20 protein-coding genes and 1 pseudogene are annotated in these 21,181 nt (G+C 66.2%); 10 read left to right on the top strand and 11 right to left on the bottom strand.

The window, feature by feature from the left end; translation table 11 throughout:
• Position 1: 1 nt before the first annotated feature.
• A complete protein-coding gene (locus ACVW17_RS09030) occupies positions 2-1,321 on the bottom strand; it encodes an Hsp70 family protein (protein WP_456797037.1) in 1,320 nt (439 codons plus the stop codon).
• A 249-nt stretch (positions 1,322-1,570) separates the two neighbouring features.
• Positions 1,571-3,946, bottom strand: a complete 2,376-nt coding sequence (locus ACVW17_RS09035; protein WP_456751555.1) for a glucose/quinate/shikimate family membrane-bound PQQ-dependent dehydrogenase — start codon at positions 3,944-3,946, stop codon at positions 1,571-1,573.
• A 330-nt stretch (positions 3,947-4,276) separates the two neighbouring features.
• Between ACVW17_RS09035 and ACVW17_RS09040 the strand changes: the two genes are divergently transcribed.
• A complete protein-coding gene (locus ACVW17_RS09040; protein WP_456797038.1) occupies positions 4,277-5,140 on the top strand; it encodes a class I SAM-dependent methyltransferase in 864 nt (287 codons plus the stop codon).
• Between the two features lie 69 nt (positions 5,141-5,209).
• On the opposite strand, the gene ACVW17_RS09045 is transcribed toward ACVW17_RS09040, so the two are convergent.
• Both ACVW17_RS09045 and ACVW17_RS09050 read right to left on the bottom strand, forming a co-directional pair.
• On the bottom strand, positions 5,210-5,698 hold the full coding sequence (locus ACVW17_RS09045) for an SRPBCC domain-containing protein (RefSeq protein WP_456797039.1): 489 nt from the start codon (positions 5,696-5,698) through the stop codon (positions 5,210-5,212).
• 7 nt (positions 5,699-5,705) lie between these two features.
• A pseudogene (locus tag ACVW17_RS09050) lies at positions 5,706-6,663 on the bottom strand (LysR family transcriptional regulator).
• A 96-nt stretch (positions 6,664-6,759) separates the two neighbouring features.
• Between ACVW17_RS09050 and ACVW17_RS09055 the strand changes: the two are divergent.
• Positions 6,760-7,941 carry an MFS transporter gene (locus ACVW17_RS09055; RefSeq protein ID WP_456751559.1) on the top strand — a complete coding sequence of 394 codons (1,182 nt, stop codon included), beginning with the start codon at positions 6,760-6,762 and terminating at the stop codon, positions 7,939-7,941.
• Positions 7,942-7,964: 23 nt separating this feature from the next.
• Positions 7,965-8,999 carry an aldo/keto reductase gene (locus ACVW17_RS09060; protein WP_456751560.1) on the top strand — a complete coding sequence of 345 codons (1,035 nt, stop codon included), beginning with the start codon at positions 7,965-7,967 and terminating at the stop codon, positions 8,997-8,999.
• A 2-nt stretch (positions 9,000-9,001) separates the two neighbouring features.
• Here ACVW17_RS09060 and ACVW17_RS09065 read toward each other — a convergent pair whose 3' ends face one another.
• Positions 9,002-10,363 carry a sensor histidine kinase gene (locus tag ACVW17_RS09065; RefSeq protein ID WP_456756380.1) on the bottom strand — a complete coding sequence of 454 codons (1,362 nt, stop codon included), beginning with the start codon at positions 10,361-10,363 and terminating at the stop codon, positions 9,002-9,004.
• A 5-nt stretch (positions 10,364-10,368) separates the two neighbouring features.
• Complete coding sequence (locus tag ACVW17_RS09070) at positions 10,369-11,043, bottom strand: response regulator transcription factor (protein ID WP_456751561.1); 675 nt, start codon at positions 11,041-11,043, stop codon at positions 10,369-10,371.
• Positions 11,044-11,307: 264 nt separating this feature from the next.
• Between ACVW17_RS09070 and ACVW17_RS09075 the strand changes: the two genes are divergently transcribed.
• The 3 genes from ACVW17_RS09075 (at position 11,308) to ACVW17_RS09085 (ending at position 13,674) form a co-directional block, all read left to right on the top strand.
• Positions 11,308-11,886, top strand: a complete 579-nt coding sequence (locus tag ACVW17_RS09075) for a class I SAM-dependent methyltransferase (protein ID WP_456751562.1) — start codon at positions 11,308-11,310, stop codon at positions 11,884-11,886.
• Positions 11,887-11,897: 11 nt separating this feature from the next.
• Entirely contained in the window at positions 11,898-12,557 is a 660-nt protein-coding gene (locus tag ACVW17_RS09080; RefSeq protein ID WP_456797040.1) for a DedA family protein, read from the top strand.
• A 76-nt stretch (positions 12,558-12,633) separates the two neighbouring features.
• Positions 12,634-13,674 (top strand): glycosyltransferase family 4 protein, encoded by a 1,041-nt coding sequence (locus ACVW17_RS09085; RefSeq protein ID WP_456751564.1) that lies wholly within the window; start codon positions 12,634-12,636, stop codon positions 13,672-13,674.
• Here ACVW17_RS09085 and ACVW17_RS09090 read toward each other — a convergent pair.
• Positions 13,671-14,801: a threonine synthase gene (locus ACVW17_RS09090; protein WP_456751565.1), complete on the bottom strand. Its 1,131-nt coding sequence runs from the start codon at positions 14,799-14,801 to the stop codon at positions 13,671-13,673. The genes ACVW17_RS09085 and ACVW17_RS09090 overlap by 4 nt on opposite strands.
• 37 nt (positions 14,802-14,838) lie before the next feature.
• On the bottom strand, positions 14,839-16,953 hold the full coding sequence (locus ACVW17_RS09095) for an acetoacetate--CoA ligase (protein ID WP_456751566.1): 2,115 nt from the start codon (positions 16,951-16,953) through the stop codon (positions 14,839-14,841).
• A gap of 117 nt (positions 16,954-17,070) precedes the next feature.
• Here ACVW17_RS09095 and ACVW17_RS09100 point away from each other — a divergent pair, with 117 nt between their 5' ends.
• Complete coding sequence (locus ACVW17_RS09100; protein WP_456751567.1) at positions 17,071-18,072, top strand: glycoside hydrolase family 3 N-terminal domain-containing protein; 1,002 nt, start codon at positions 17,071-17,073, stop codon at positions 18,070-18,072.
• Between the two features lie 96 nt (positions 18,073-18,168).
• On the top strand, positions 18,169-18,351 hold the full coding sequence (locus ACVW17_RS09105) for a hypothetical protein (RefSeq protein WP_456751568.1): 183 nt from the start codon (positions 18,169-18,171) through the stop codon (positions 18,349-18,351).
• Positions 18,352-18,427: 76 nt separating this feature from the next.
• Here ACVW17_RS09105 and ACVW17_RS09110 read toward each other — a convergent pair whose 3' ends face one another.
• Entirely contained in the window at positions 18,428-18,823 is a 396-nt protein-coding gene (locus ACVW17_RS09110) for a hypothetical protein (RefSeq protein WP_456751569.1), read from the bottom strand.
• Positions 18,824-19,065: 242 nt separating this feature from the next.
• Between ACVW17_RS09110 and ACVW17_RS09115 the strand changes: the two genes are divergently transcribed.
• On the top strand, positions 19,066-19,251 hold the full coding sequence (locus ACVW17_RS09115; protein ID WP_456751570.1) for a hypothetical protein: 186 nt from the start codon (positions 19,066-19,068) through the stop codon (positions 19,249-19,251).
• A gap of 200 nt (positions 19,252-19,451) precedes the next feature.
• Positions 19,452-20,060: a response regulator transcription factor gene (locus ACVW17_RS09120; RefSeq protein ID WP_456751571.1), complete on the top strand. Its 609-nt coding sequence runs from the start codon at positions 19,452-19,454 to the stop codon at positions 20,058-20,060.
• Between the two features lie 31 nt (positions 20,061-20,091).
• On the opposite strand, the gene ACVW17_RS09125 is transcribed toward ACVW17_RS09120, so the two are convergent.
• Together ACVW17_RS09125 and ACVW17_RS09130 are read right to left on the bottom strand one after the other, a co-directional pair.
• Positions 20,092-20,340 carry a hypothetical protein gene (locus ACVW17_RS09125; RefSeq protein ID WP_456751572.1) on the bottom strand — a complete coding sequence of 83 codons (249 nt, stop codon included), beginning with the start codon at positions 20,338-20,340 and terminating at the stop codon, positions 20,092-20,094.
• Between the two features lie 98 nt (positions 20,341-20,438).
• Positions 20,439-21,158: a Crp/Fnr family transcriptional regulator gene (locus ACVW17_RS09130; protein WP_456751573.1), complete on the bottom strand. Its 720-nt coding sequence runs from the start codon at positions 21,156-21,158 to the stop codon at positions 20,439-20,441.
• Between the last annotated feature and the right edge of the window lie 23 nt (positions 21,159-21,181).

The raw sequence follows: 21,181 nt of genomic DNA on the forward strand, positions 1-21,181 counted from the left end.
GTCACGCCGCTTCGGCGAAGGTCCAGCGGTCGGGATCAGGCGTGTGGCCGATCAAGGCGAGACCATAGGCGATCGATTCGAATTGATCCGCCGAGGTCAGCCGGCTCTCGCCGAAGCGCTCGGCGAACAGGCGCTGCACCGCCGGCACGAACGAGGTGCCTCCGGTCAAGAACACCTTCTCGACGTCGCGCGCGGTGATGCCGGATTTCGCCAGCGCCTCGTCGACGGTCGCGCCCAGCCGCTCGATATCGTCGGCGATCCAGGATTCGAAATCGGCGCGCGTCACGGTGGCGCCGATATCGATGCCGGCGCGGGCAAAGCGGAACTCGACGCGGTCGTGGCTCGACAGCGCGACTTTGGTATCGGAGACGGCGCGGTACAGCGCGAAGCCGAGATCGTGGTCGACGATGGTGATGAAATCGTTCAGCGGCGCCGGATCGAGCGCGGTGCGCGCCAGCTGCTGCAATTCGCGCAAATCGCCATTACCCCGCATCATCGCGAGCTGGTGCCAGCGCGCGAGGCTCGAATAATAGTGATTGGGGATCGGCAGCACCTTGTCGAACGAGCGGTAGTTGGTGCCCTTGCCGAGCCGCGGCGAGACGATGTGGTCGACGATGCGGTAGTCGAAAGTGTCACCGGCGATGCCGATGCCGGAATGTCCCAGCGGTTCGGCGCGCAGCACGCCGCCCTTGCGCGAGAACCGCATCACGGAGAAATCGCTGGTGCCGCCGCCGAAATCGGCGACCAGCACGGTGGCGTCGCGGTCGAGGCTGCGCGCAAAGGAGAACGCCGCGCCGACCGGCTCGTAGACATAGCGCGCATGGCCGGCACCGAGCCGCTCGAACGCGGCGCGATAGCGCTGCATCGCGAGCTCGTCGTTGGGATTGCCGCCGGCGAACTTCACCGGGCGGCCGACCATGATGGTCGGTGCGCCCAGATCGAACCCGTCGCCGGCATGGCGCGTCAGCGTGCGCAGGAACGCCGCCAGCAGGTCCTCGAACTTGTAGCGCTGCCGGAATATCTGCGTGGTGTTGAAGGCCGAGCTTGCCGCAAACGTCTTGAACGACTGAATGAAGCGATGGATCGTGCGCCCTTCGAGGAATTGCTCGATCGCCCACGGGCCGCCCTCGGCGCGCGGATGCAGGCCGGCGCCGGGCCGCTCCTCCCAGAAGCACAGCGCCGACACATAGACGCTATGCGTGCGGCCGCCATGGTCGAAGCGGATGGCCTCAACGCGGCCGTCGGCATCGGACAGCGCGACCACGGTGTTGCTGGTGCCAAAATCGACGCCAATCGAGACGGCGGGCGGGGCGCTCGACATGTCATGCTCGGAATATGATGTGAAAGGGGGCGGACCTTTAGCGGCTTTGGCCGGACTTGCCAACCCTTGCCGACGCTATCCGAGTTGGGCCAGTTCCACCGCCCTTTGGAAAGGGGAGGTCGCTTTGCCCGCCAGAGCAAAGCGGGTGGGGATCTGCTCTCTCCACTTGCACCGTTGCCTGTGGTTGACCCATCCCGACCTTCCCCGTTTTAGGGGAAGGAGAAGAGAGCCCGGCCCCGATGAAGCGATTCAATCCCCCAATGCGTAGGCGATGACGTAGTCGCCGCGCTTGGTGCCGAACGAGCCGTGGCCGCCGGCCGCGGTGACGATGTATTGCTTGCCGTCGGCCTCGTAGCTCATCGGCGTCGATTGCGCGCCGGCGGGCAGGCGATCTTCCCACAGCACCTTGCCGTCACGCACGTCGTAGGCCCGGATCGTGTACTCGTAGGTCCCGGTGTAGAACGCGACGCCGCCCGCGGTGGTGATCGGCCCGCCCAGCATCGGCACGCCCAGCTTGAACGGAAGCGGCAGCGGCGTGGTGTCCCGGATCGTGCCGTTGGGATGCTGCCAGACGATCTTCATCGTCTTCAGGTCGATCGCAGCCATCGAGCCCCATGGCGGCCGGTAGCACGGCACGGAGAGCGGCGACAGGAAGCTCGAAATATCGACGCCGAACGGCGTGCCGTACATCGGCTGCACCCCGACCTCGCTGCCGACCGGCTTCTCCGCGGTCGGCGCCGGTGGATTTTGCGGGCCGCGCGGAATGAGCTTTGACGCAAACGGCAGCGACATCGGATTGGCGATCGCGATCTGCCTGACGGGATCGACGGCGATGCCGCCCCATTCGAACATGCCGAGATTGCCCGGGAAGACCAGCGTGCCCTGCAACGACGGCGGCGTGAACGTGCCCTCGTAGCGCAAGCGGTGGAACATGATCCGGCACAGCAACTGGTCGAAGATCGTGCCGCCCCACATGTCGGCGCCGGTCAGCTTTGCCTCGGGGCGGAAGGTCAGCTCGGAGAACGGCTGCGTCGGCGCGCTGCGGTCGCCGGGCGCGGCGCCTTGCGGTACCGGACGTTCCGGCGCCGGCACGATCAATTCGCCGGTCCTGCGGTCGAGCACGAAGATGTTGCCGACCTTGGTCGGCTGGATGATCGCGGGAACGACGCCCTTGGCCGTCGTCACATCGACCAGGCTCGGCTGCGAGGGCACGTCCATGTCCCAGAGGTCATGATGCACGGTCTGGTACGACCAGGCGCGCTTGCCGGTGTTGACGTCGAGCGCGACGATCGAGCTCGAATAGCGCTCGACCAGCGCATCGCGATTGCCGCCCCAGATATCAGGTCCGTTGTTGCCGGTCGGGATGTAGACCAGGTTCAGTTTCGGATCGAACGAGGCGGTGATCCAGGAGTTCGGCGAGCCGTTGGTGTAATGCCGCGTCGGCGACGGCAGCGCGTTCTCGTCGGCCGCGGCGGAGTCCCAGGCCCACACCAGCTTGCCGGTGTAGACATCGAAGCCGCGGATCACGCCCGACGGCACCTCGACCGCGTAATTGTCGATCACCGCGGCGGCCACGACCAGGATCTTGTCGCTGACCACAGGCGGTGAGGTCGGCTCGAAGAAGCCGGCGGTCTTGATTCCCATGCCCTGCTGGAGGTCGAGGATGCCGTGATCGGCAAAGCCGTCGCACAGCTTGCCGCTGTCGGCATCGAGCGCGATCATGCGGCCGTCATTGACCGGCAGGAAGATCCGGCGCGGGCATTCGGCCGGCGCCGGGCTGCCGCCGGAGTCGACGGCACCGGCCGCAGTCTCGTGATAGGAGACGCCGCGACAGGTCATGTGCTGGAAGGTCTTGTTGTGCACGAGCTTGGGGTCGTAGCGCCAGCGTTCCGTGCCGGTCTTGGCATCGAGCGCGAACAGCACCTGGTGTTGCGAGCAGAGATAGAGCGTGTCGCGCACCTTGATCGGGGTGACCTCGAAGGTCGTCTCGCCGGAATCCTCCGGCGTTGCCACGTCGCCGGTGCGGAAAGTCCAGGCGACCTTGAGCTTGCCGACATTGTCGGGCGTGATCTGCTTCAGCGGCGAGTAACGTTGTCCGAACTGCGTGCGTCCATAGGCGCGCCAGTCGCCATCCGGCTGCGGGTCGGCTTCGCTTTGCTGCACGGCCGCGCCGGCCTCGGTAATCGTGCCGTTGATGTCGTGATAGCTCGACAGCAGTCCGACGACGAGCACGGCGGCTGCCGCCACCACGCCGATCCAGAGCGGCGCGGTCGCGCGCCCGTAGGACACCGGCTGGTGTCGCGAGAGCCCGCGAACGATCACCGGCGTCAGCAGCCAGAGTGCCATCGGGAAGATGACGTCGCCGCGCGCCGCGAGCGGCCACCAGTCGAATCGTACCTCGGCAACCGCCCATGCCAGCGTGCCGACCAGCACGATCGCAAACAGCCAGAGCGCCTGACGGCGCTGCGCCAGCAACAACGCGGCGGTGGCGAGAATGCCGATGCCGAGAATGACGTAGAAGATCGATCCACCCAGTGCGGCGAGCCAGATGCCGCCGCCCGCGATGACCGCGCCGATCACGGCGTAGACGATAGCTGTGATGAAAATTGCCCGCGATCGCTGCATGGCTGCACCAGTGCGGAAGAGGCACCGGGCTTGTCCCGCGCAAGCGCAACAGACCACGTCCGCTTTCAGGAACTGTGGTTCAATCATGGGTAACTTGCAACCTGGAACTGCGATGTTGATGCAACACAGGCGTGCAAAGTTGCGCTGCTTGCCGAAGCAAGATCATTCAAACTGCGCGCAGTTGTTCGAGAAGCAGCAACGCCAGGTGCCTCGCGCTGACGCAAAGGTGACGAAGCTTCGGCGAATTTTGAATCGACGCGCTCTTCCAGTTCTGCGCAGGCACTGTTCTATACCGTCAGCCAGATTTGCCGGCTCGCAGGAGAAGCTCACATGACACTGAACCCTACGGCCAGGAATTACAGCGTCGCTGTCGCCGCCTATGAGGCGGGGCGGCCCAGCTACCCTGCGGAGATCATCGCCGCGCTGCCGCTGCAGTCCGCGGGTTGTGTTGTCGACCTCGGTGCCGGAACCGGCAAGTTCACCCGCCTGCTGCTTCAGCATCTCCCCACCACCGCGCGTCTGGTCGCAGTCGAGCCCGTCGCGGAAATGTCGGCCAGGCTGGCCAAGGAGGCGCGGGTGGAGGTCATCAACACGCATGCCGACGCGATCGATCTCGACACCGGCAGCGTCGATCTGGTCACCTGCGCCCAGGCGTTCCACTGGTTCGACAATGAGGCGTCGGTCGCCGAGATCGCGCGCCTTTTGCGTCCCGGCGGAACGCTTGCGCTGGTCTGGAACAACAGGGATGACCGCGCGCCGTGGGTCGACGCGTTGTCCGTCATGATTGAAGAATACGCGGGAGATACGCCGCGGCAACGGTCGGGACGCTGGCGCTGGATCTTGAAGGATCCCCGCTTCGTGCTCGAGAAGGAGATCGTGCAGGACCATCCGCACCGGATGGCGCGCCAGGACGTGTTCGAGCGCGTCGCATCGACCAGCTATGTCGCCAATCTTCCCGCTGCGGAGAAGGCGGCGCTTCGGGGAAAGACCGACGATATCCTGCGCGAGGCCGGCCCTCGGTCAGGCCGACGAGGTGGTGTTTCCTTATGTCACGCAGCTCTTTTTGCTGAAGCGGGTCTAGTCTTGCTGCGTCACGATTCTGGCTCCGTCGTCATTGCGAGGAGCGATAGCGACGAAGCAATCCATCCAACCGCGTTTCCGGACAGATGGATTGCTTCGCTTCGCTCGCAATGACGGCTGGATTCGTTCATAGCCTCGCAGGACCAGCGGAAAGCGCCTGTGATGTAGTAAGACTAGACCGTGCTACTCCGCAGCGCGTCTTTCCTCGACCGCCTGCTTCAGGCGGGGAAGTGTCATGCGCCAATAGAAGGCGACATGCTTCGCGCCGGACTCAGGTCCGATTTCCCATCCGTCCCCGCGGCGAACCGGCGACGGCGGCACCTGCTGGGTGACGGTCAGCAATGTCTCATCGCCCTCAGTTGCGAGCGTCATCGTGACAGTCGCATAGGATTGCGGAACATCGGGCAGGCCGGAGACCTGTGACCAATAGGCGTATGCGAGCTGCATTGGCGGCTCGACATGGAGCACGCGTCCCTTGTCGCGATAGCGCTTCGCCCCGATCTCCGCCTCGATCTCGATCGGGGCGCCGATCTGCCAGTCGGTCTTGAAATGCGCATTGCGCCATGTCTCGCCCGCATTGGCGGCCATGATCGCGTCCCATACCTGTTCCGGCCGCGCGGCAATGCGGATCGTCTCGGTGACCGTCTGCAAGATCGGGGTTTCGCTTGTCATCGGATGCTCACTTGTCGCCCACGATCTTCCATTTGCCATCCGCGCCACGCCGCAGCGCCGGATCACCGACCCTGATGTGTTGCGCAAGAAAGTCGATGAAGGCGCGCACCCGCGCCGGCAGCGGACCGGCGTGCCCGACATAGACCGCGTGGATGTCCTCGCGGTCGCCGGGATTGAGATTTTGCAGCACCGGCACCAGCCGCCCGGCCTCGATATCGGGGCCGATGTGGAACAGTGCCAATCGTGCCACCCCGATGCCGCCGAGCGTCAACTGGCGCGCGGCCTCGCCGTCGCTGGCGCGGGCGACCGGCGGCGGCAACGCCTCGTCGATCTTTTCGGCGCGGCGGAACGGCCAGCCGCGGATGCTGCGCGGAAAAGTCCAGCCGATGCGGCGATGGGCGGCGAGGTCGGCCGGGGTCTTCGGCATGCCGAAGCGGGCGAGATAGGAGGGCGCGGCGACCACCGCCATCCGGCTGGTGCCGAGCTTGCGCGCGATCAGCCGTGAGGCGCCGAGCGGGCCGGCGCGGATCGCGACGTCGGCGCGCGCCTGCATCAGATCGACCAGCGTGTCGGTCAGCACGAGGTCGAGGGTGATGTCGGGATGCTCCCGCATGAAGCGCGGCAGCAGCGGCATCACATGCAGCATGCCGAACGGGATGTTGCTGTTCACGGTGAGATGTCCGCGCGGCACGCAGGAGGCGGCCTCGCGCTCGGCCTCGTCGATGTCGGCGAGGATACGCTGGGCGCGCTGATAGAAGGCCTGGGCCTTCCTCTGTCAGTTGCAGCTTGCGGGTGGTGCGGTTGACCAGGCGCGTGCCGAGCCGGGTCTCCAGCCGGGACACCAGCTTGCTGACGCCGGACGGCGTCAGGCGCAGGCTGTTCGCGGCCGCGGTGAAGCCGCCGAGATCGACCACGCGGACGAACACGTCCATCTCGCCGGAGCGGTTGGTATCTGTTCGGGCCATCTTGAATTCAAGTCACAAATGATTGGATTGCGGCCATTCTAGTCCTTCCTGGACCGCTATCTCGCATTGCGGAATCTTCACCTTCCGGAGCGACACATGCCTCTCGCAGTCCTTGCCCTGACCGCCGGTGCCTTTGGCATCGGCACCACCGAATTCCTCATCATGGGGCTGTTGCTGCAGGTCGCCGCCGACATGCACGTCTCGGTCTCCGCGGCGGGCCTATTGATCTCCGGCTATGCGCTCGGCGTGTTCGTCGGCGCGCCGATCCTGACGCTCGGGACGCGGCGGATGCCGCGCAAGGCGGTGCTGCTGGCACTGATGGCGATCTTTACGCTCGGCAATGCCGCCTGCGCGCTGGCGCCGAACTACGAACTCCTGATGGCGGCGCGCATCCTCACCTCGCTGGCACACGGTACCTTCTTCGGCGTCGGCTCGGTGGTCGCGACCAGCCTCGTCCCGGAGGACAAGCGCGCGTCGGCAATCTCGACGATGTTCATCGGCCTCACGGTCGCGACCCTGCTCGGTGTTCCCTTTGGCGCCTGGTTCGGCCTGATGCTCGGTTGGCGCGCGGCATTCTGGGCGGTGGCGGCGATCGGCGTGATCGCGTTCATCGTGCTGGCGGTGCTGGTCCCCGGTCATGTCGGCGCCAACGACAAGCCGGCGCCGCTGCGCGAGGAGCTCGCCGTGCTCGGTCGCCCGCAGGTGCTGCTCGGGCTTGCCATGACGGTGTTCGGCTTCGGCGGGCTGTTCGCGGTGTTCACCTATGTGCAGCCGATCCTGACCCGGCTCACCGGATTTTCCGACGCCGCGGTGTCGCCGATCCTGCTGGTGTTCGGCGCCGGACTTGCGATCGGCAACGTCGCCGGCGGGAAGCTCGCGGACAAGGGACTTGCGCGTGCACTGCTGGTGTCGCTCGGCGGCCTCGCCGCCGTGCTCGTCGTGCTGGTGGCGGTGGTCTCGATCAAGGCATTGGCCGTGGCGTTGCTGTTCGTGCTCGGCATCGCGTCATTTGCGACCGTCGCGCCGTTGCAGCTGCGCGTGCTCGAGTCCGCCGGCGCGGAAGGGCGGACGCTGGCCTCCAGCCTGAACATCGCAGCCTTCAATCTCGGCAACGCGCTCGGCGCCTGGGCCGGCGGCGTCACCATCGATCGCGGCCTCGGGCTCGGCGCGTTGCCGCTGGTCGCCGCAATCATTACCGCGGTCGGACTGCTGCTCGCGCTGTGGAGCCTGCGCCTCGACCGGCCGGCCGTGCTGGCCGCGCAGTGCCCGGCCGAATGAGCCGCATCACAAGGAGTATGACCATGGAATACCGCAATCTCGGCACCTCCGGCCTCAAAGTACCGGTGCTTAGCTTCGGCACCGGCACCTTCGGCGGCCAGGGACCGTTGTTCTCGGCCTGGGGCCGCAGCGACGCCAGCGAGGCGCGGCGGCTGATCGACATCTGTCTCGAGGCCGGCGTCAATCTGTTCGACACCGCTGATGTCTATTCGAACGGCGCGTCGGAAGAAATCCTCGGTGCCGCGATCAAGGGCCGCCGCGACAAGGTTTTGATCTCGACCAAGACCGGCCTGCCGATGGGCGACGGCCCGCTCGATGCCGGCACGTCGCGATATCGCCTGGTCGCGGCGGTCGACGCTGCGCTGCGCCGGCTTGGTACCGACTATATCGACCTGCTGCAGCTGCATGCCTTCGACGCCTTCACGCCGGTCGACGAGGTGCTGTCGACGCTCGATACGCTGGTGCGCGCCGGCAAGCTGCGTTATGTCGGCGCCTCGAATTTCTCCGGTTGGCATTTGATGAAATCGCTCGCCATCGCCGAGCGGCACGGCTGGCCGCGCTATGTGGCGCACCAGGTCTATTATTCGCTGGTCGGCCGCGACTATGAATCCGAGCTGATGCCGCTCGCGCTCGATCAGGGCGTCGGCGCGCTGGTCTGGAGCCCGCTCGGCTGGGGCCGGCTCACCGGCAGGATCCGGCGCGGCAAGCCATTGCCGGCGAACAGCCGTTTGCATGAGACGGCGCAGTTCGGGCCGGCGGTCGACGACGAGAAGCTCTACGCGATCGTGGATGCGCTGGACATGGTCGCCGCCGAGACCGGCCGCAGCGTGCCGCAGGTCGCGCTTCGCTGGCTGCTCACGCGCCCCAGCGTTTCATCCGTCATCATCGGTGCGCGCGATGAGGCGCAGCTGCGCGACAATCTCGGCGCGGTCGGATGGTCGCTCTCGCCGGACCAGATCGCGCGTCTCGACAAAGCGAGCGCGATGATGCCGGCCTATCCATATTACCCCTATCGCATCCAGGAGGGCTTCGCGCGCCTGAACCCGCCGGCCGTATGAGCTCAACCCCGCAGCTCGGGGAATACCAGGCGCATGCAGGCGCCGCCGGACGGCGCCTGATCGACCTCGATGCGGCCGCCGTGCAGGCGCATGATGGTCTGCACCAGATCGAGGCCCAGGCCGGCGCCGCGTCCACCCGGATGCAGCCGGCGGAACGGCTCCAGGATCTGCTCGCGCGCGTCGGGCGGGACACCGTCGCCGTCGTCGCAGACCTCGATCCGCGCGGCTGTCGTCACCCGAACCAGGATCGTGCCGCGGCGCTGCCCGTGGTCGATGGCATTCTGCACGAGATTGGTGAGGGCGCGCTCAAGCGCGGTCTGGTCGCCGGTCACCACGACCGCGTCGTCGTCCTGCTCAAAGGACATGTCATATCCCGCCGCGAAAGCGAGCGGTGCGATGTCGAGCACGACCTGCCGCGCGACGCCGACGAGATTGACCGGGCCGAACGTGTCGGTGCGCTGGTCGAGCCGTTGCAGGTCCAATAGCTGACCGGCCATCACGCTCAGCCTTGTGGCGTCTTCGAGCAGATGGGTCTTCTCCGGACCGGCTTGCAATGAAGCGACGCGTGTCGAGAGGATCGCGATCGGCGTGCGCAGCTCGTGCGCGGCGTCGGCCAGGAAGCGGCGATGACGCTCGTAACCCCGGTCGAGCCGGTCGAGCGCGGCATTGATCGCCTTGACCAGCGGCGTGATCTCGACCGGGACGTTGTCGAGCGGCAGTTGCACGCCGCGCTGGTCGATGTCGATGCGCTCGGCCTGCGCCGCGACCTGGGCGAGGCCGGTCATGGCCCGCCGCACCACGAACGGAGTTGCGACCAGCGTCGCCAGCGTCATCAGCACGACGATCGGCAGGATCATGTTGAGGAACAGCAGCGGCGTGCTCTCCAGCGCGCGCCACATCGAAAGCTGGCCGTACGTGCCGGTCAGGATCTGGATCCGTCCGGCCGATGTGTCGACCCATTTGACGAGAGCCGCGGGCCGCATCGCCTCCGCCGCGTTCCATTTGAGCCGCGCCTCGCTGACATGATCGAGCGCTGAGGCGATCGGCGCGAACTGCGCCGGCACCGCGCCTTCGGAGATCTGGCGTCCTTCGGCATCGCGGACGATGAACCAGAGGTCGGCGTGCTCGGCGCGCAATGCGGCCAGTTCCGGCGTCTGGCGCAGCATCACGCCGCCGGATTCATCGCGCATCACGGCGTCGCGCAGCGTATCGAGCGTGCTGCCTTCGTACTCGCCGATCAAAAGCCCGGCGCGCAGCAGGCCGATCGCGGCGGCGCCGATCAGCAGAATCAGGAGGGTCAACGCGATCGCCTGCAGGCCCGCCAGGCGCCCGACCAGGCGCCAGGTGAGCGATCGCGGCCGCAGCACGCTCACGGTGTCTCCCGCAGCACATAGCCGAGGCCGCGAACGCCGTTGATCGTGACGCCGGCGTCGGCCTCGGCAAGCCTGCGGCGCAGACGCGACACATGGCTGTCCAGCGCGTTGGGCTGCACGTCATCGTCGAGGCCGTAGACCGCCTCCATCAGCGCGGAGCGCTGCACCATCCGCCCCATCCGATGCATCAGCGCCTCGAGCACCAGCCGCTCGCGGCGCGGCATCTCCAGGGCACGGCCATCGACGCTGGCCTCGCGATGGGTGAAGTCGAACGACAGGCGGCCGATCCGCACGGCGTGCTGCTGCACATTGGCGGGCCGGCGCAGCAACGCCCGCAACCGCGCCAACAGCTCCTCGAACGCAAATGGTTTGCCGAGATAATCGTCGGCGCCGCTGTCGAGGCCCGAGATGCGGTCGGCGAGCTCGCCGCGGGCGGTCAGCACCAGCACCGGCACGGCGTTGCCGCTCGCGCGCAATTTCGGGATCAGCGTCAGCCCGTCGCCGTCGGGCAATTGCCGGTCGAGCACGATCGCGTCGTAGCTTCCCGCCGCGGCAATCGCCTCGGCTTCCAGGAGATCCGGCGCATGATCGACCAGCATGTCGTGGCGCGCGAGGGCCGCACGCAGCGCCGCGACCATGTCCGGCTGGTCCTCCACCAACAGCACCCGCATTCGTCTCTATTCCTGCATCGCCTCGGCAATCGATCTGCCGGCTTTATGTCTCGTTCATTGCGGCAACCTTGCGTGTTTGTCAGCTCAAATGCGTCGCCGACCGAAATTTTTCGGGTGCGCAGATTCGCGACAGGTTGACGCAAGCTTCGCATGAGACGGAGGCGGCGCTACCGGCATCTGCAATGCGAAAGACACCTGAAATGATTTTGCCAACCGACCTCTGCCGCGCGACCGGCATCGCGCTCAACACGCGGGAGCCTCAGCATGTCGGCCGCTGACATCCTGCCGTTCTTCCGCGCCTGGATGCGCAATCCGCGGCGTGTTGCCGCGGTCGCGCCGTCCGGGCCGGCGGTCGCGTCGCTGATGGCGCAGGAGATCACGGCTGACACCGGTCCGGTGATCGAGCTCGGTCCCGGCACGGGCGTCTTTACCCAAGCCTTGCTTCGCCGTGGCGTGAGGCAGCGGGACCTGACGCTGGTCGAGTACGGCTCCGAATTCATCCCGCTGCTGCAGCGCCGCTTTCCCGGTGCGCGGGTGCTCTGGATGGATGCGGCGTGGCTGAAGCGGGAGAGGCTGTTCGAGGGAGCGCCGGTCGGTGCGGTCGTGAGCGGCCTCGGGCTTCTCATCATGCCGCCCGAAAAGGTCACGGCGATCCTCGATGGCGCCTTCGGCTATCTCCGCTCCGACGGGGCGTTCTACCAGATCACCTATGGTCCGCGCTGTCCGGTCGCCGATGCGATCCTGGATCGCCTCGATCTGCAAGCGAGCTGCATCGGGCAGACGTTCCGCAACCTGCCGCCGGCGTCCGTCTATCGGATCAGCCGCCGCCACCCCCACGCCTGATCGAGGTCGCGATGGACACGTCGAGCACGATCGCGATGTTCCTGCATTTTGGCCTGGTGGGCGTCGGCTGCCTCGCCATCGCCGAGAAGTTCATTCCGCTGTTGCCGTCCTATGTGCTGCTGATGCTGCTCGGGCTGACCGTCTCCGACGGCACGACGCTCGCGATGACGATCCTGGCGACCAGCGTCGGATCCGTCGTCGGCGCGATCGGCTGGTACGGGCTCGGCCGCACGCTCGGCTCGCGGCGCATCGATGGCTTGGTGACACGCTTTGGCAAATTCGTGCTGTTGCGGCCGTCGCTCTACCGGCAGCTCACCGACGCCTATCGCGGCAATCATTTCTGGGTGACGCTGATTGGTCAGACCCTGCCCACCGTCCGGATCTATCTGGCGCTGCCCGCCGGCGTGCTGCGGCTGGAACCGCGCGCCTTCGTGCTGGCGACGGCGATCGGTACGGTGGTCTGGAACATGCCGTTCCTCACTCTGGGCTATGCGCTGCGCGGCAGCGGCCATGATCCGGTCAGCGTCGGCTTCTGGGTCGTCGTCGTCCTGATCGCCGTGGAGGTCGGGCTGTTATTCGGATTCCGCCTCTACAGGCGCTCGCGCGCGCCGCGGCCTCTCGCGGAGCCGCTCGCGCTACCCTCGCGCTTGCCGGTGGAGGAGGGCGCATGAGGATGCTGCCGTTTCGCTTGCAGCCAGGCTCGCACGCGCGTCAACGTGTCGCCGCGGCATCGGAGGCGATCGCCTGATGCGCGTGCTGGTGGCGACCGACGCCTGGCATCCGCAGATCAATGGCGTGGTGCGTTCGCTGGAATATCTTGCCAGCGAAGCGCCATCGCTCGGCGCCGAGATCAGCTTCCTCACGCCGGCCGATTTCCGCACCGTGCCGATGCTCGGCTATCCGGAGATCCGGCTGGCGTTGCCGTCGATCGGGCGCATCGCGCGCGCGATCGCGGCCGCGCGTCCGGACTCGGTGCACATCGCGACCGAAGGCCCGATCGGCTGGATCGCCCGTCATGTCTGCCGCACGCGGGGCTATCCGTTCACCACCAGCTATCACACCCGCTTTCCCGAATATCTCGCGGCACGGCTGCCGGTGCCGCTGCGGTGGAGCTACGCGGCGTTGCGGCGTTTCCACAATGGCGGCGACGGCGTCATGGTCGGCTCGCCGTCGCTCGAGCAGGCGCTGAAGGCGCATGGCTTCCGCAAGCTGATGCCGTGGTCGCGCGGCGTCGATGCCGAGCTGTTCTGCCCCCGCGCGGAACGGCCGCTGGCTTTCCCGGCGCCGGTGTTCCTCTATGTCGGCCGCGTCGCGGTCGAGAAGAACCTCGATGCGTTTCTCGGTCTCGATTTGCCTGGCTCGAAAGTCGTGGTCGGAGATGGGCCGCTGCGCTGCAGCCTGCAAGCTCGGTTTCCGCACGCGCACTTCCTCGGCACGCGGACCGGCCGGGCGCTCGCCGATGCCTATGCGTCGGCCGACGTCATGGTTTTTCCGAGCCTGACCGATACGTTCGGCATGGTGATCCTGGAGGCGCTGGCCAGCGGCGTGCCGGTTGCGGCCTATCCGGCGATGGGGCCGCTCGACGTGATCGGTCAATCGGGCTGCGGGTGTCTCGATCACGATCTACGCCGCGCCGCGCTTGGCGCGCTGCATGTGCCGCGCGAGAAATGCCGCGCCCACGCGCTCACATTTACCTGGCAGGAAAGCGTGCGGCAGTTCCTCGACAATATCGGGCGGGCGCACGCCACGCCGGCGCGCGCAGTCGTTGCAGGATTGCAGGCTGACTAGCTGCCCAACAGCTCCGTGATCAACCCGGCGGCCTTGATCCCGGTGCCGCTGATGATGACGACGGTGCGCTCCGCGGGCCGGATCGCACCGCGCGCCTTCAGGATGTCGAGTGCGGCCGCCGCCGTGGCCGAGGTCGGCTCGACGAACAGGCCGGTCAAGGCCAGCCGCTTCAACGCGGCGACGATGCCGTCTTCGGGTATGGCGACGGTGCCGCCGCCGCTCTCCGTAAGCGCCGCGATCATCTGCTTCAGCCGCAGCGGATGCCTGATCGCGGTGCCCTCGGCGATGGTTTTGTGGACCGCGCGATCGACCGGCGTGTCGACGCCGGCGGCAAAGCTGGCATCGACCGGCGAGCAGTTGAGCGGCTGCGCCCCGAACAGACGCGGCAGCTTTTTGATCTGTCCGGCCGCCAGCAATTCCTTGAAGCCGATATAGCAGCCGAGCAGGCTGCTGCCGGCGCCGACCGGCATGACGACATTGTCGGGCGCGGTGAAGCCAAAATCTTCCCAGATCTCGTAGGCCAGCGACTTGGTGCCTTGCAGGAAGAACGGCTGCCAGTTGTGGCTGGAGTAGAAGATCTGCTTCGACTGCCGGATCGCTTCAGCCTCGGATTCCTCGCGCGGGCCTTCGACCAGCTGCACCTCGGCGCCGAAGGCGTGCATCTGCGCGACCTTCATCGGCGACGTCGTGGCGGGCGCCAGGATCTTGACCCGCATGCCGCCGGCGGCGCCATAGGCCGACACGGACGCGCCGCCATTGCCGGACGAGTCTTCCAGCACCGCGTCGACGCCGAGCTGGCGCAGCAAGGACAGCATCACCGTGGTGCCGCGATCCTTGAAGCTCGCGGTCGGATTGAACCATTCGAGCTTGAAATGCGGCCGCAGATCGTCCCATTGCTTCTCGACCGCCGGGGTGCAGCCTTCGCCCATCGTGATCGGCTGCCTGATCTCGACCGGCAGCGCCGCGCGGTAACGCCACAGCGACCGCGTCCCGCGCTCGACGTCGTCGCGGGAAATGCCCGGCAGCGGCGTGACGAGCAACGGCTTGCCCTCGTCGGAGCACCAGCGCGGCACGTCCAGCGGGTAGAGCTTACCGTTGAGCGGGTCGATGTAGCTGGGTGATGGCATGTCGTTAGATCCTGAACACATTTGGCCTGTGCCGGCGTTACGCCGCGCCGGCCCGCTTGCTGAGATAGGTCTTTGCGAAGTCGAGATACCAGTCGAGGCATCCGGGATTGGCCATCGCGTCGCGGTTGATCACCTTTTCGATCGCATGGCCGAGCAGGAGTTTCTTGACCGGCAGCTCCTGCTTCTTGCCGGACAGCGTGCGCGGAATTTCCGCCACCGCGAAGATGTCGTTGGGCAGGAAGCGGCGCGACAGCCCGGCTTCCACCGCCTTGTTGATCTTCGCCTTCATCGCGGCATCCAGCGCAACGCCGTCGCGCAGCACCACGAACAGCGGCATGTAGCTGTCGCGGCCGAGATATTCGAGGTCGACGACCAGCGAATCCAGCACCTCCGGCAGCGCTTCGATCGCCGAATAGAGCTCGCTGGTGCCCATCCGCAAGCCATGGCGGTTGATGGTGGCATCGCTGCGACCGTAGATCACGCAGGAGCCGTCGGGATTGATTTTCAGCCAGTCGCCGTGCCGCCACACCGGGCCGCGGCCTGAGCCGTCGAAATTGTCGGGGTAGGTTTCGAAATAGCTCGACAGATAGCGCGCATTGTCGGGATCGTTCCAGAACCGCAGCGGCATCGAGGGCAGCGGCTCGGTGCAGACCAGCTCGCCGACCTCGTCGATCACGGCGCGGCCCTGCTCGTCGAACGCGTCCACCGCGCAGCCGAGCAGGCGGCATTGCATGATGCCCGGCGTCTGCGGCAATTCGCGATTGCCGCCGATGAAGGCGCCGGCGAAATCGGTGCCGCCGGAAATATTGGCCCACCACATCTCGGCCTGCGCGGCGTTGCCGTTGCGCTGCGCAAGCGCGGCGAAGCGTTCGTTGAACCAGGCTTGGGTATCGGCTGAAAGCGGCGAGCCGGTCGAGCCGAGCGTGCGCAGGGCCGAGAGGTCGCCGACAGCGGCCAGATCGATCTCCGCCTTGGTGCAATTGGCGAAGAACGCCGCGCCGGCGCCGAAGAAGGTCGCCTTGGCATCGGCGACGAAGCGCCACAGCGTGGTCCAGTCCGGCTTGTCTTTGGTGCCGCCGGGGCTGCCGTCGAAGATGCAGCAGGTGGTGCCGTTGAGCAGGCCGTTGGCCTGGCAATTCCACATGATCCAGCCGGTCGACGAGTACCAGTGGAAGCGTTCGCCGAACGAATTCGGATGGTAGCTGCAGCCGACGTCGTTGTGCAGCGTCGACAGCGGCAGCGCCACGACGATGATGCCGCCATGGCTGTGCAGGATCGGCTTCGGCAATCCCGTGGTGCCCGAGGAATACACGATCCAGAGCGGATGATCGAACGGCAGCCATTCCGGCTCGAAGGCATCGATCTCCGCGCTCTGGTCGGCGAGGATCGACGACAATCGTGTTTCCGACGGTACAGCGTCGTCGCTGTGCAGGATGACATGCTGCACGGTCGGCAGCGCGCGCCGCAGCTCTGCGATCACACCCTGCCGATCATGGCGCCTGCCCGCATAGATCACGGCGTCGCAGGCGATCAGCACCTTCGGCTCGATCTGCTTGAAGCGGTCGATCACCGCGGGCGCCGCCATGTCGGGCGCGCAGACGCTCCAGATCGCCCCCAAGCTCGCCGTCGCGAGGAAGGCGATGATCGTCTCCGGGATGTTCGGCAGGTACGCCGCGACCCGGTCGCCGGCGCGGACGCCCTTGGCCTTCAGATGCAACGCCAGCGCCGCCGATTTGCGCTTGAGCTCGGGCCAGCTGGTCTCCGTGAGCTTGCCGTCCTCGCCGCTCGCGATCAGCGCCGGCAGCCCGGCGGCATGCGCCGGCCCGACATGGCGGAAGACCTGGCGGGCATAATTCACCGAAGCGCCGGGAAACCACACCGCGCCCGGCATCTTGCGGTCGGCCAGCACCGCAGTGTGCGGCGTCGGCGAGCGCAGGTCGAAATAATCCCAGACACTCTGCCAGAAGCCGTCGATATCGGTGACCGACCAGCGCCGCATCGCCTCGAAATCCGCAAATTCGAGCCCGCGGGTCTGCTTCAGCCATTGCCGGTAAAGGGCCATTTGCGGGACGTAAGGTGCGGTCATGGGCGGTTTCCGAAACTTTCTTGTGTTGTGGCATGCGCCATCTGGCGTGCCGGCGTCTCTTAACATAGGGATGCGAGCACGGCGAACGCAGCGGTCCCGCGGCCTGCGTCATATTCTTGACCCCCTGCGGCGTGCTATTCCGTCGGTACGGGCTGATTCCATGCCTGTCGGAGTGGAGCGGCCATGTCCGTCGGCGAACTCTTCATCCTCGGCTTCCACGGCAAGATCATTCCGTCCTGGCTGACCGAATTCGCCGCGCAGTTCGGGCTCGGTGGCGTGATCCTGTTCGATTACTCCTGCCAGACCCGGCAATACGACAACAACATCGCCTCGCCCGCGCAGCTGCAATCGCTCTGCGCCGAGATCGCAGGCCTGCCGTCACAGCCGCTGGTCTTCATCGACCAGGAGGGCGGCCTGGTGCGCCGGCTCAAGGAGGGGCCGGGCTTTCAGCCGCTGCCGAGCGCGAAGGATTTCAACCGGCTCGCCACGTCGGATAAGCAGGCCATCCTGGCCGCAAGCTATGGTGAGCTGCGCCGGCTCGGCATCCGCTACAATTTCGCGCCGGTCATCGACGTCGATTTCAACCCTGACAATCCCAACATCGGCAAGATCAAGCGGTCCTATTCGTCCGATATCGCCGAGGTGGCGGCCCACGCCCGCCTGGTCGACGCCGCGGCGCGGCAGGCGGGCGTGGGCCTTTGCCTGAAGCATTACCCCGGCATCGGCGGCGCGTGCGTCGATTCCCATCTGGAGTTCATGGATATTTCCGATGCGCTGCGGCCGGAGCAGGAGGAGCTGTTCTATGCGCTGGCGCCGCAGATCCATGGCGACGCGGTGCTGGTCAGCCACGCCATCGTCCGCCAGTGGGACGCGCAGCATCCGATGACGTTGTCGCCGGCCGGGATCGGCCGGCTTCGCCACCGCCTGCCCGAGACGCTGCTGATCACCGACGACATGCAGATGCAGGGCTTGCAGAAGGCGCTCGGCACAGGCGCGGCCAGCCTGCAGGCGATCGCCGCCGGCCTCGACATGATCTGCATCGGCAATAATCTGCTCGACCAGGAGCGGGAGATGGCCGGCATCGCCGCCGCAGTCGCGGGTGCAGTGCAGGACGGATCACTGGATCGGGCCGCGGTGCAACGCTCCATTGCGCGGGTGCAAAAGCGCAAGGCACTGCTCGCCTGATTGCGCTGAACCAATTTTTGCGCCGGCCGACCACAAGGAGCGGAACCAAATTTCATTACCGCGATTTAACAGTGACGCTCATCGGGGCTAACAACCATGAAGATGCTCAAGCGTCTCTTCCGATTGACCTGGCTACGCCGCGACCCACGCGGCTCGGCCGACGTCCCGCCTGCCTCCATCGATTCCGACGAATTCACGCGTCTGCTGTGCAGCGGGCGTGCCGAGGATTTGCGGATCCTGGCCAAGCGGCTGAGCCAACGCTCGCGCGCCCACGCCTAGGCGGCGGATCGAATCCACAATGGTGAGCCGGTTCTCGGCGGAGCCGGCGTGCGGTCGCAGCTCCTGATCCGATCGGTTACTGCTTCGCCTTGTCGTGATTGCCGATCCCGACCGCCTTGTAGTCGTAGGTCGGATAGAATTCGGTGTGATAGGCACCCCAGGCACTGTTCTCGATGACACGGTTGACCTCGCGCAGCCGCGAGGCCGGCAGCCGCAGCGTCACCACCTGGCCGACACCCATCATCACATACCAGCTGACGACCTCGACGCCGTCGGGCGGGAACGCTTTGTAGAAGCCCTGCCGTTCGAGCTGCGCGTTGAGTTCGCTGAGCGGGCGTGACTGATCGTGCTTGAAGAAGATGGTGACCATGACGGCGTTGTCAGGTGTCGGTGCAGCGTTGATGGTCGGCGGCGTCTCGGCCTGCGCACCGGCGCCGGCCATCAGTGCAGCGGCGAGCGCCGCAATCGCCATCCAGGACCCGTGTCGCCCGTTTCGCCCTCGCTTCATGGCCGCACCCTTTGTTGTTGGTCGAGAGGCGGCGATCATCGCGGCGCGTGCCGGGGCTGTAAATTGACATTCACCTGAGCGGATGGCCGTCCGCTGCTCCCGGCGGGTCACTCGCTGCTCTCTTGCCGCCTTGGGCCGATGTGAACCGGCTCATATGCGCGCGCTCAAGCGTGCGGTAAGGCGAGGCCATCCCGATGCCCAGAGGGATGATCGATGACGACCCGGCGAATGGCGTATTGGTGGCTCAGGTTCGTTCTTTCGGGGCGGTTCCTGCAGAAATTCCTGCGGCTCCGGCGCCCGTGACCTCCGGTCCGCGGGGCGGCGACAGCACGGCCGCACTGGCCGCGCTGGAACGCGGCGGCCAAACGATAATGGTCAATGTCGATCTGTGAAGCCGCCCGGGAATCGGGCGGCGCCCTGCATCCCGTAAGAATACTGTAATTCGACTCAAATATGCGAGATTCGTTGCCAAATCAGCGGTAATCTGCGCCTCCTCGACCGGTCGGGGCCCGAGGTCACAGTTGCGTCACCCGTAGTTCTACGGAGTCCCGTGTTAACGCAGCCACAAGTTCACCTTCGGTAAACCATACTTATGACGCAACATGACAATCGAGCCGAGGCGCGCCTCCCGACATGGACGGGTGGAACTGCGACGCTCGAGACCCAGTCGGCCGAACTCCAGGGGGCTGCTGCACCGCGACCCCAGCCGAGCCCGGACGCCGGTGCCGCGATCGTCCGGCAGTTCAACGGGCCCGTGACGGCGCTGCTGCTCTATATGAACGAGCTCAAACAGCACAGCCAGCAATTCGCGCACGCGCCCGGCAACGGCGTCTATCTGCGCCAGGTGATCGAGAACGCGCTCGAGCAGACCGAGCGGGTGTCTGCGATGCTGAAGCAGATTTCCAGTCTCTATCCGAATGTCGTTCCGGTTACCGACCTCAAGCCGCAGGGCGACGACAAGCCGGCAGGCTCACGGTCGCCGGACGTCATGTTCGCGCCGGAAGCCGGCCGCAAACCATTGACCAAGCGCGAGCGTGAGGTGCTCAGCCTGATCAGCGATGGCTATTCCAACAAGCAGGGCGCGTTGCGGATGAACATCAGCCCGCGCACCTTCGAGAGCCATCGCGCCGAGGCCATGCGCAAGCTCGGTGCGCGCAACACCGCGGATCTGGTCCGCAAGGCTTTGTTGCATTCCGCCTGAGCGGTGAATCCGGTTTCGTCCGAACCCGTTTTCAAAAATCGTCTTTGGCGGCGAAGCACAGGCGCGGCGCGAGCCGCACGGGTGCGGCAGCCGCTTTCGGCTCCTCCGGAACGATCGTGACCACCCATGCGGCGGTCGCGCCCGACTTGCTTTCGACAATCGCGCGGACGCGTCCGGTGACGGTCGCGCCGGCCGACCGGACGGTGGCGGTTCGGCCGTTGAACTGGGCCATGCGGAAGCGCCGGGCTTCCTTCCGGTCGGTCGTCTCGTAAGTGAACATCGGCTCCCCCGTGCGTCCATGCGACTGTGGGGATTCAGCGTTATCCGACGGTGAAAATCGCACGCCGTAGAAGTACGGCTCGGGCGTCGGTTCGGGCCCTAACCGCCGACCTCCTGGCAACTCAGCAGTCCCGCATACTGCGCCTTGACCGTGGCGTAGCATTCGCACGCGGTCCGGCTCAGGCCATCCGCGTTGGTGATCTCGATGTGCCCGCGGCTGTAGTGGATGAAATTCGCCTGCTGCAAAGTATGGGCGACCAGCGACACGCTGTTGCGGCGCGCGCCGATCATCTGCGCCATCATCTCCTGCGTCAGGACGATCTTGTTGCTGCCGGAGAGATCGCGGGTTTGCAGCAGGCATCGCGCCAATCTTGATTCCACAGTGTGCACGGCGTTGCACCCGGCGGTCTGCTGGATTTGGGCATAGACGGCGAGACCATGCCGAATCAGCATCGCGCGCAACGTCGGACTCGCCGCGGCGGCGGCCCGCAAGGCTTTGACCTCGATCGTGGAGGTCACGCCCGGCACCAGGGCCACGGCGCTGCTCAGCGTGGGCGCCTCACCAAGCCCCGCGAATGCACCATAGATGCTGTCGCGGCCGACCATGGCGACCTGGACGCGCTCGCCTCGGCCGAGCTTGACCACCAGCGAGATCACGCCCTTGTGCGGCATATATGTCAGCTGGAGCAACTCGTCGGCCTCGACCAGCACCGAATCGGTGGCGAGCTCGGTGGTCCGCAGATGCGGCCGGATCAGCTCGAAATCGTTCGCGGAGAGCGACGACAGGAATCCGTTGGGTGATCGCGGAACCTTATCCAAAGCAACCTCCTGCCTGCCGGCAA

The organism is Bradyrhizobium sp. USDA 4473 (genome assembly GCF_054063335.1).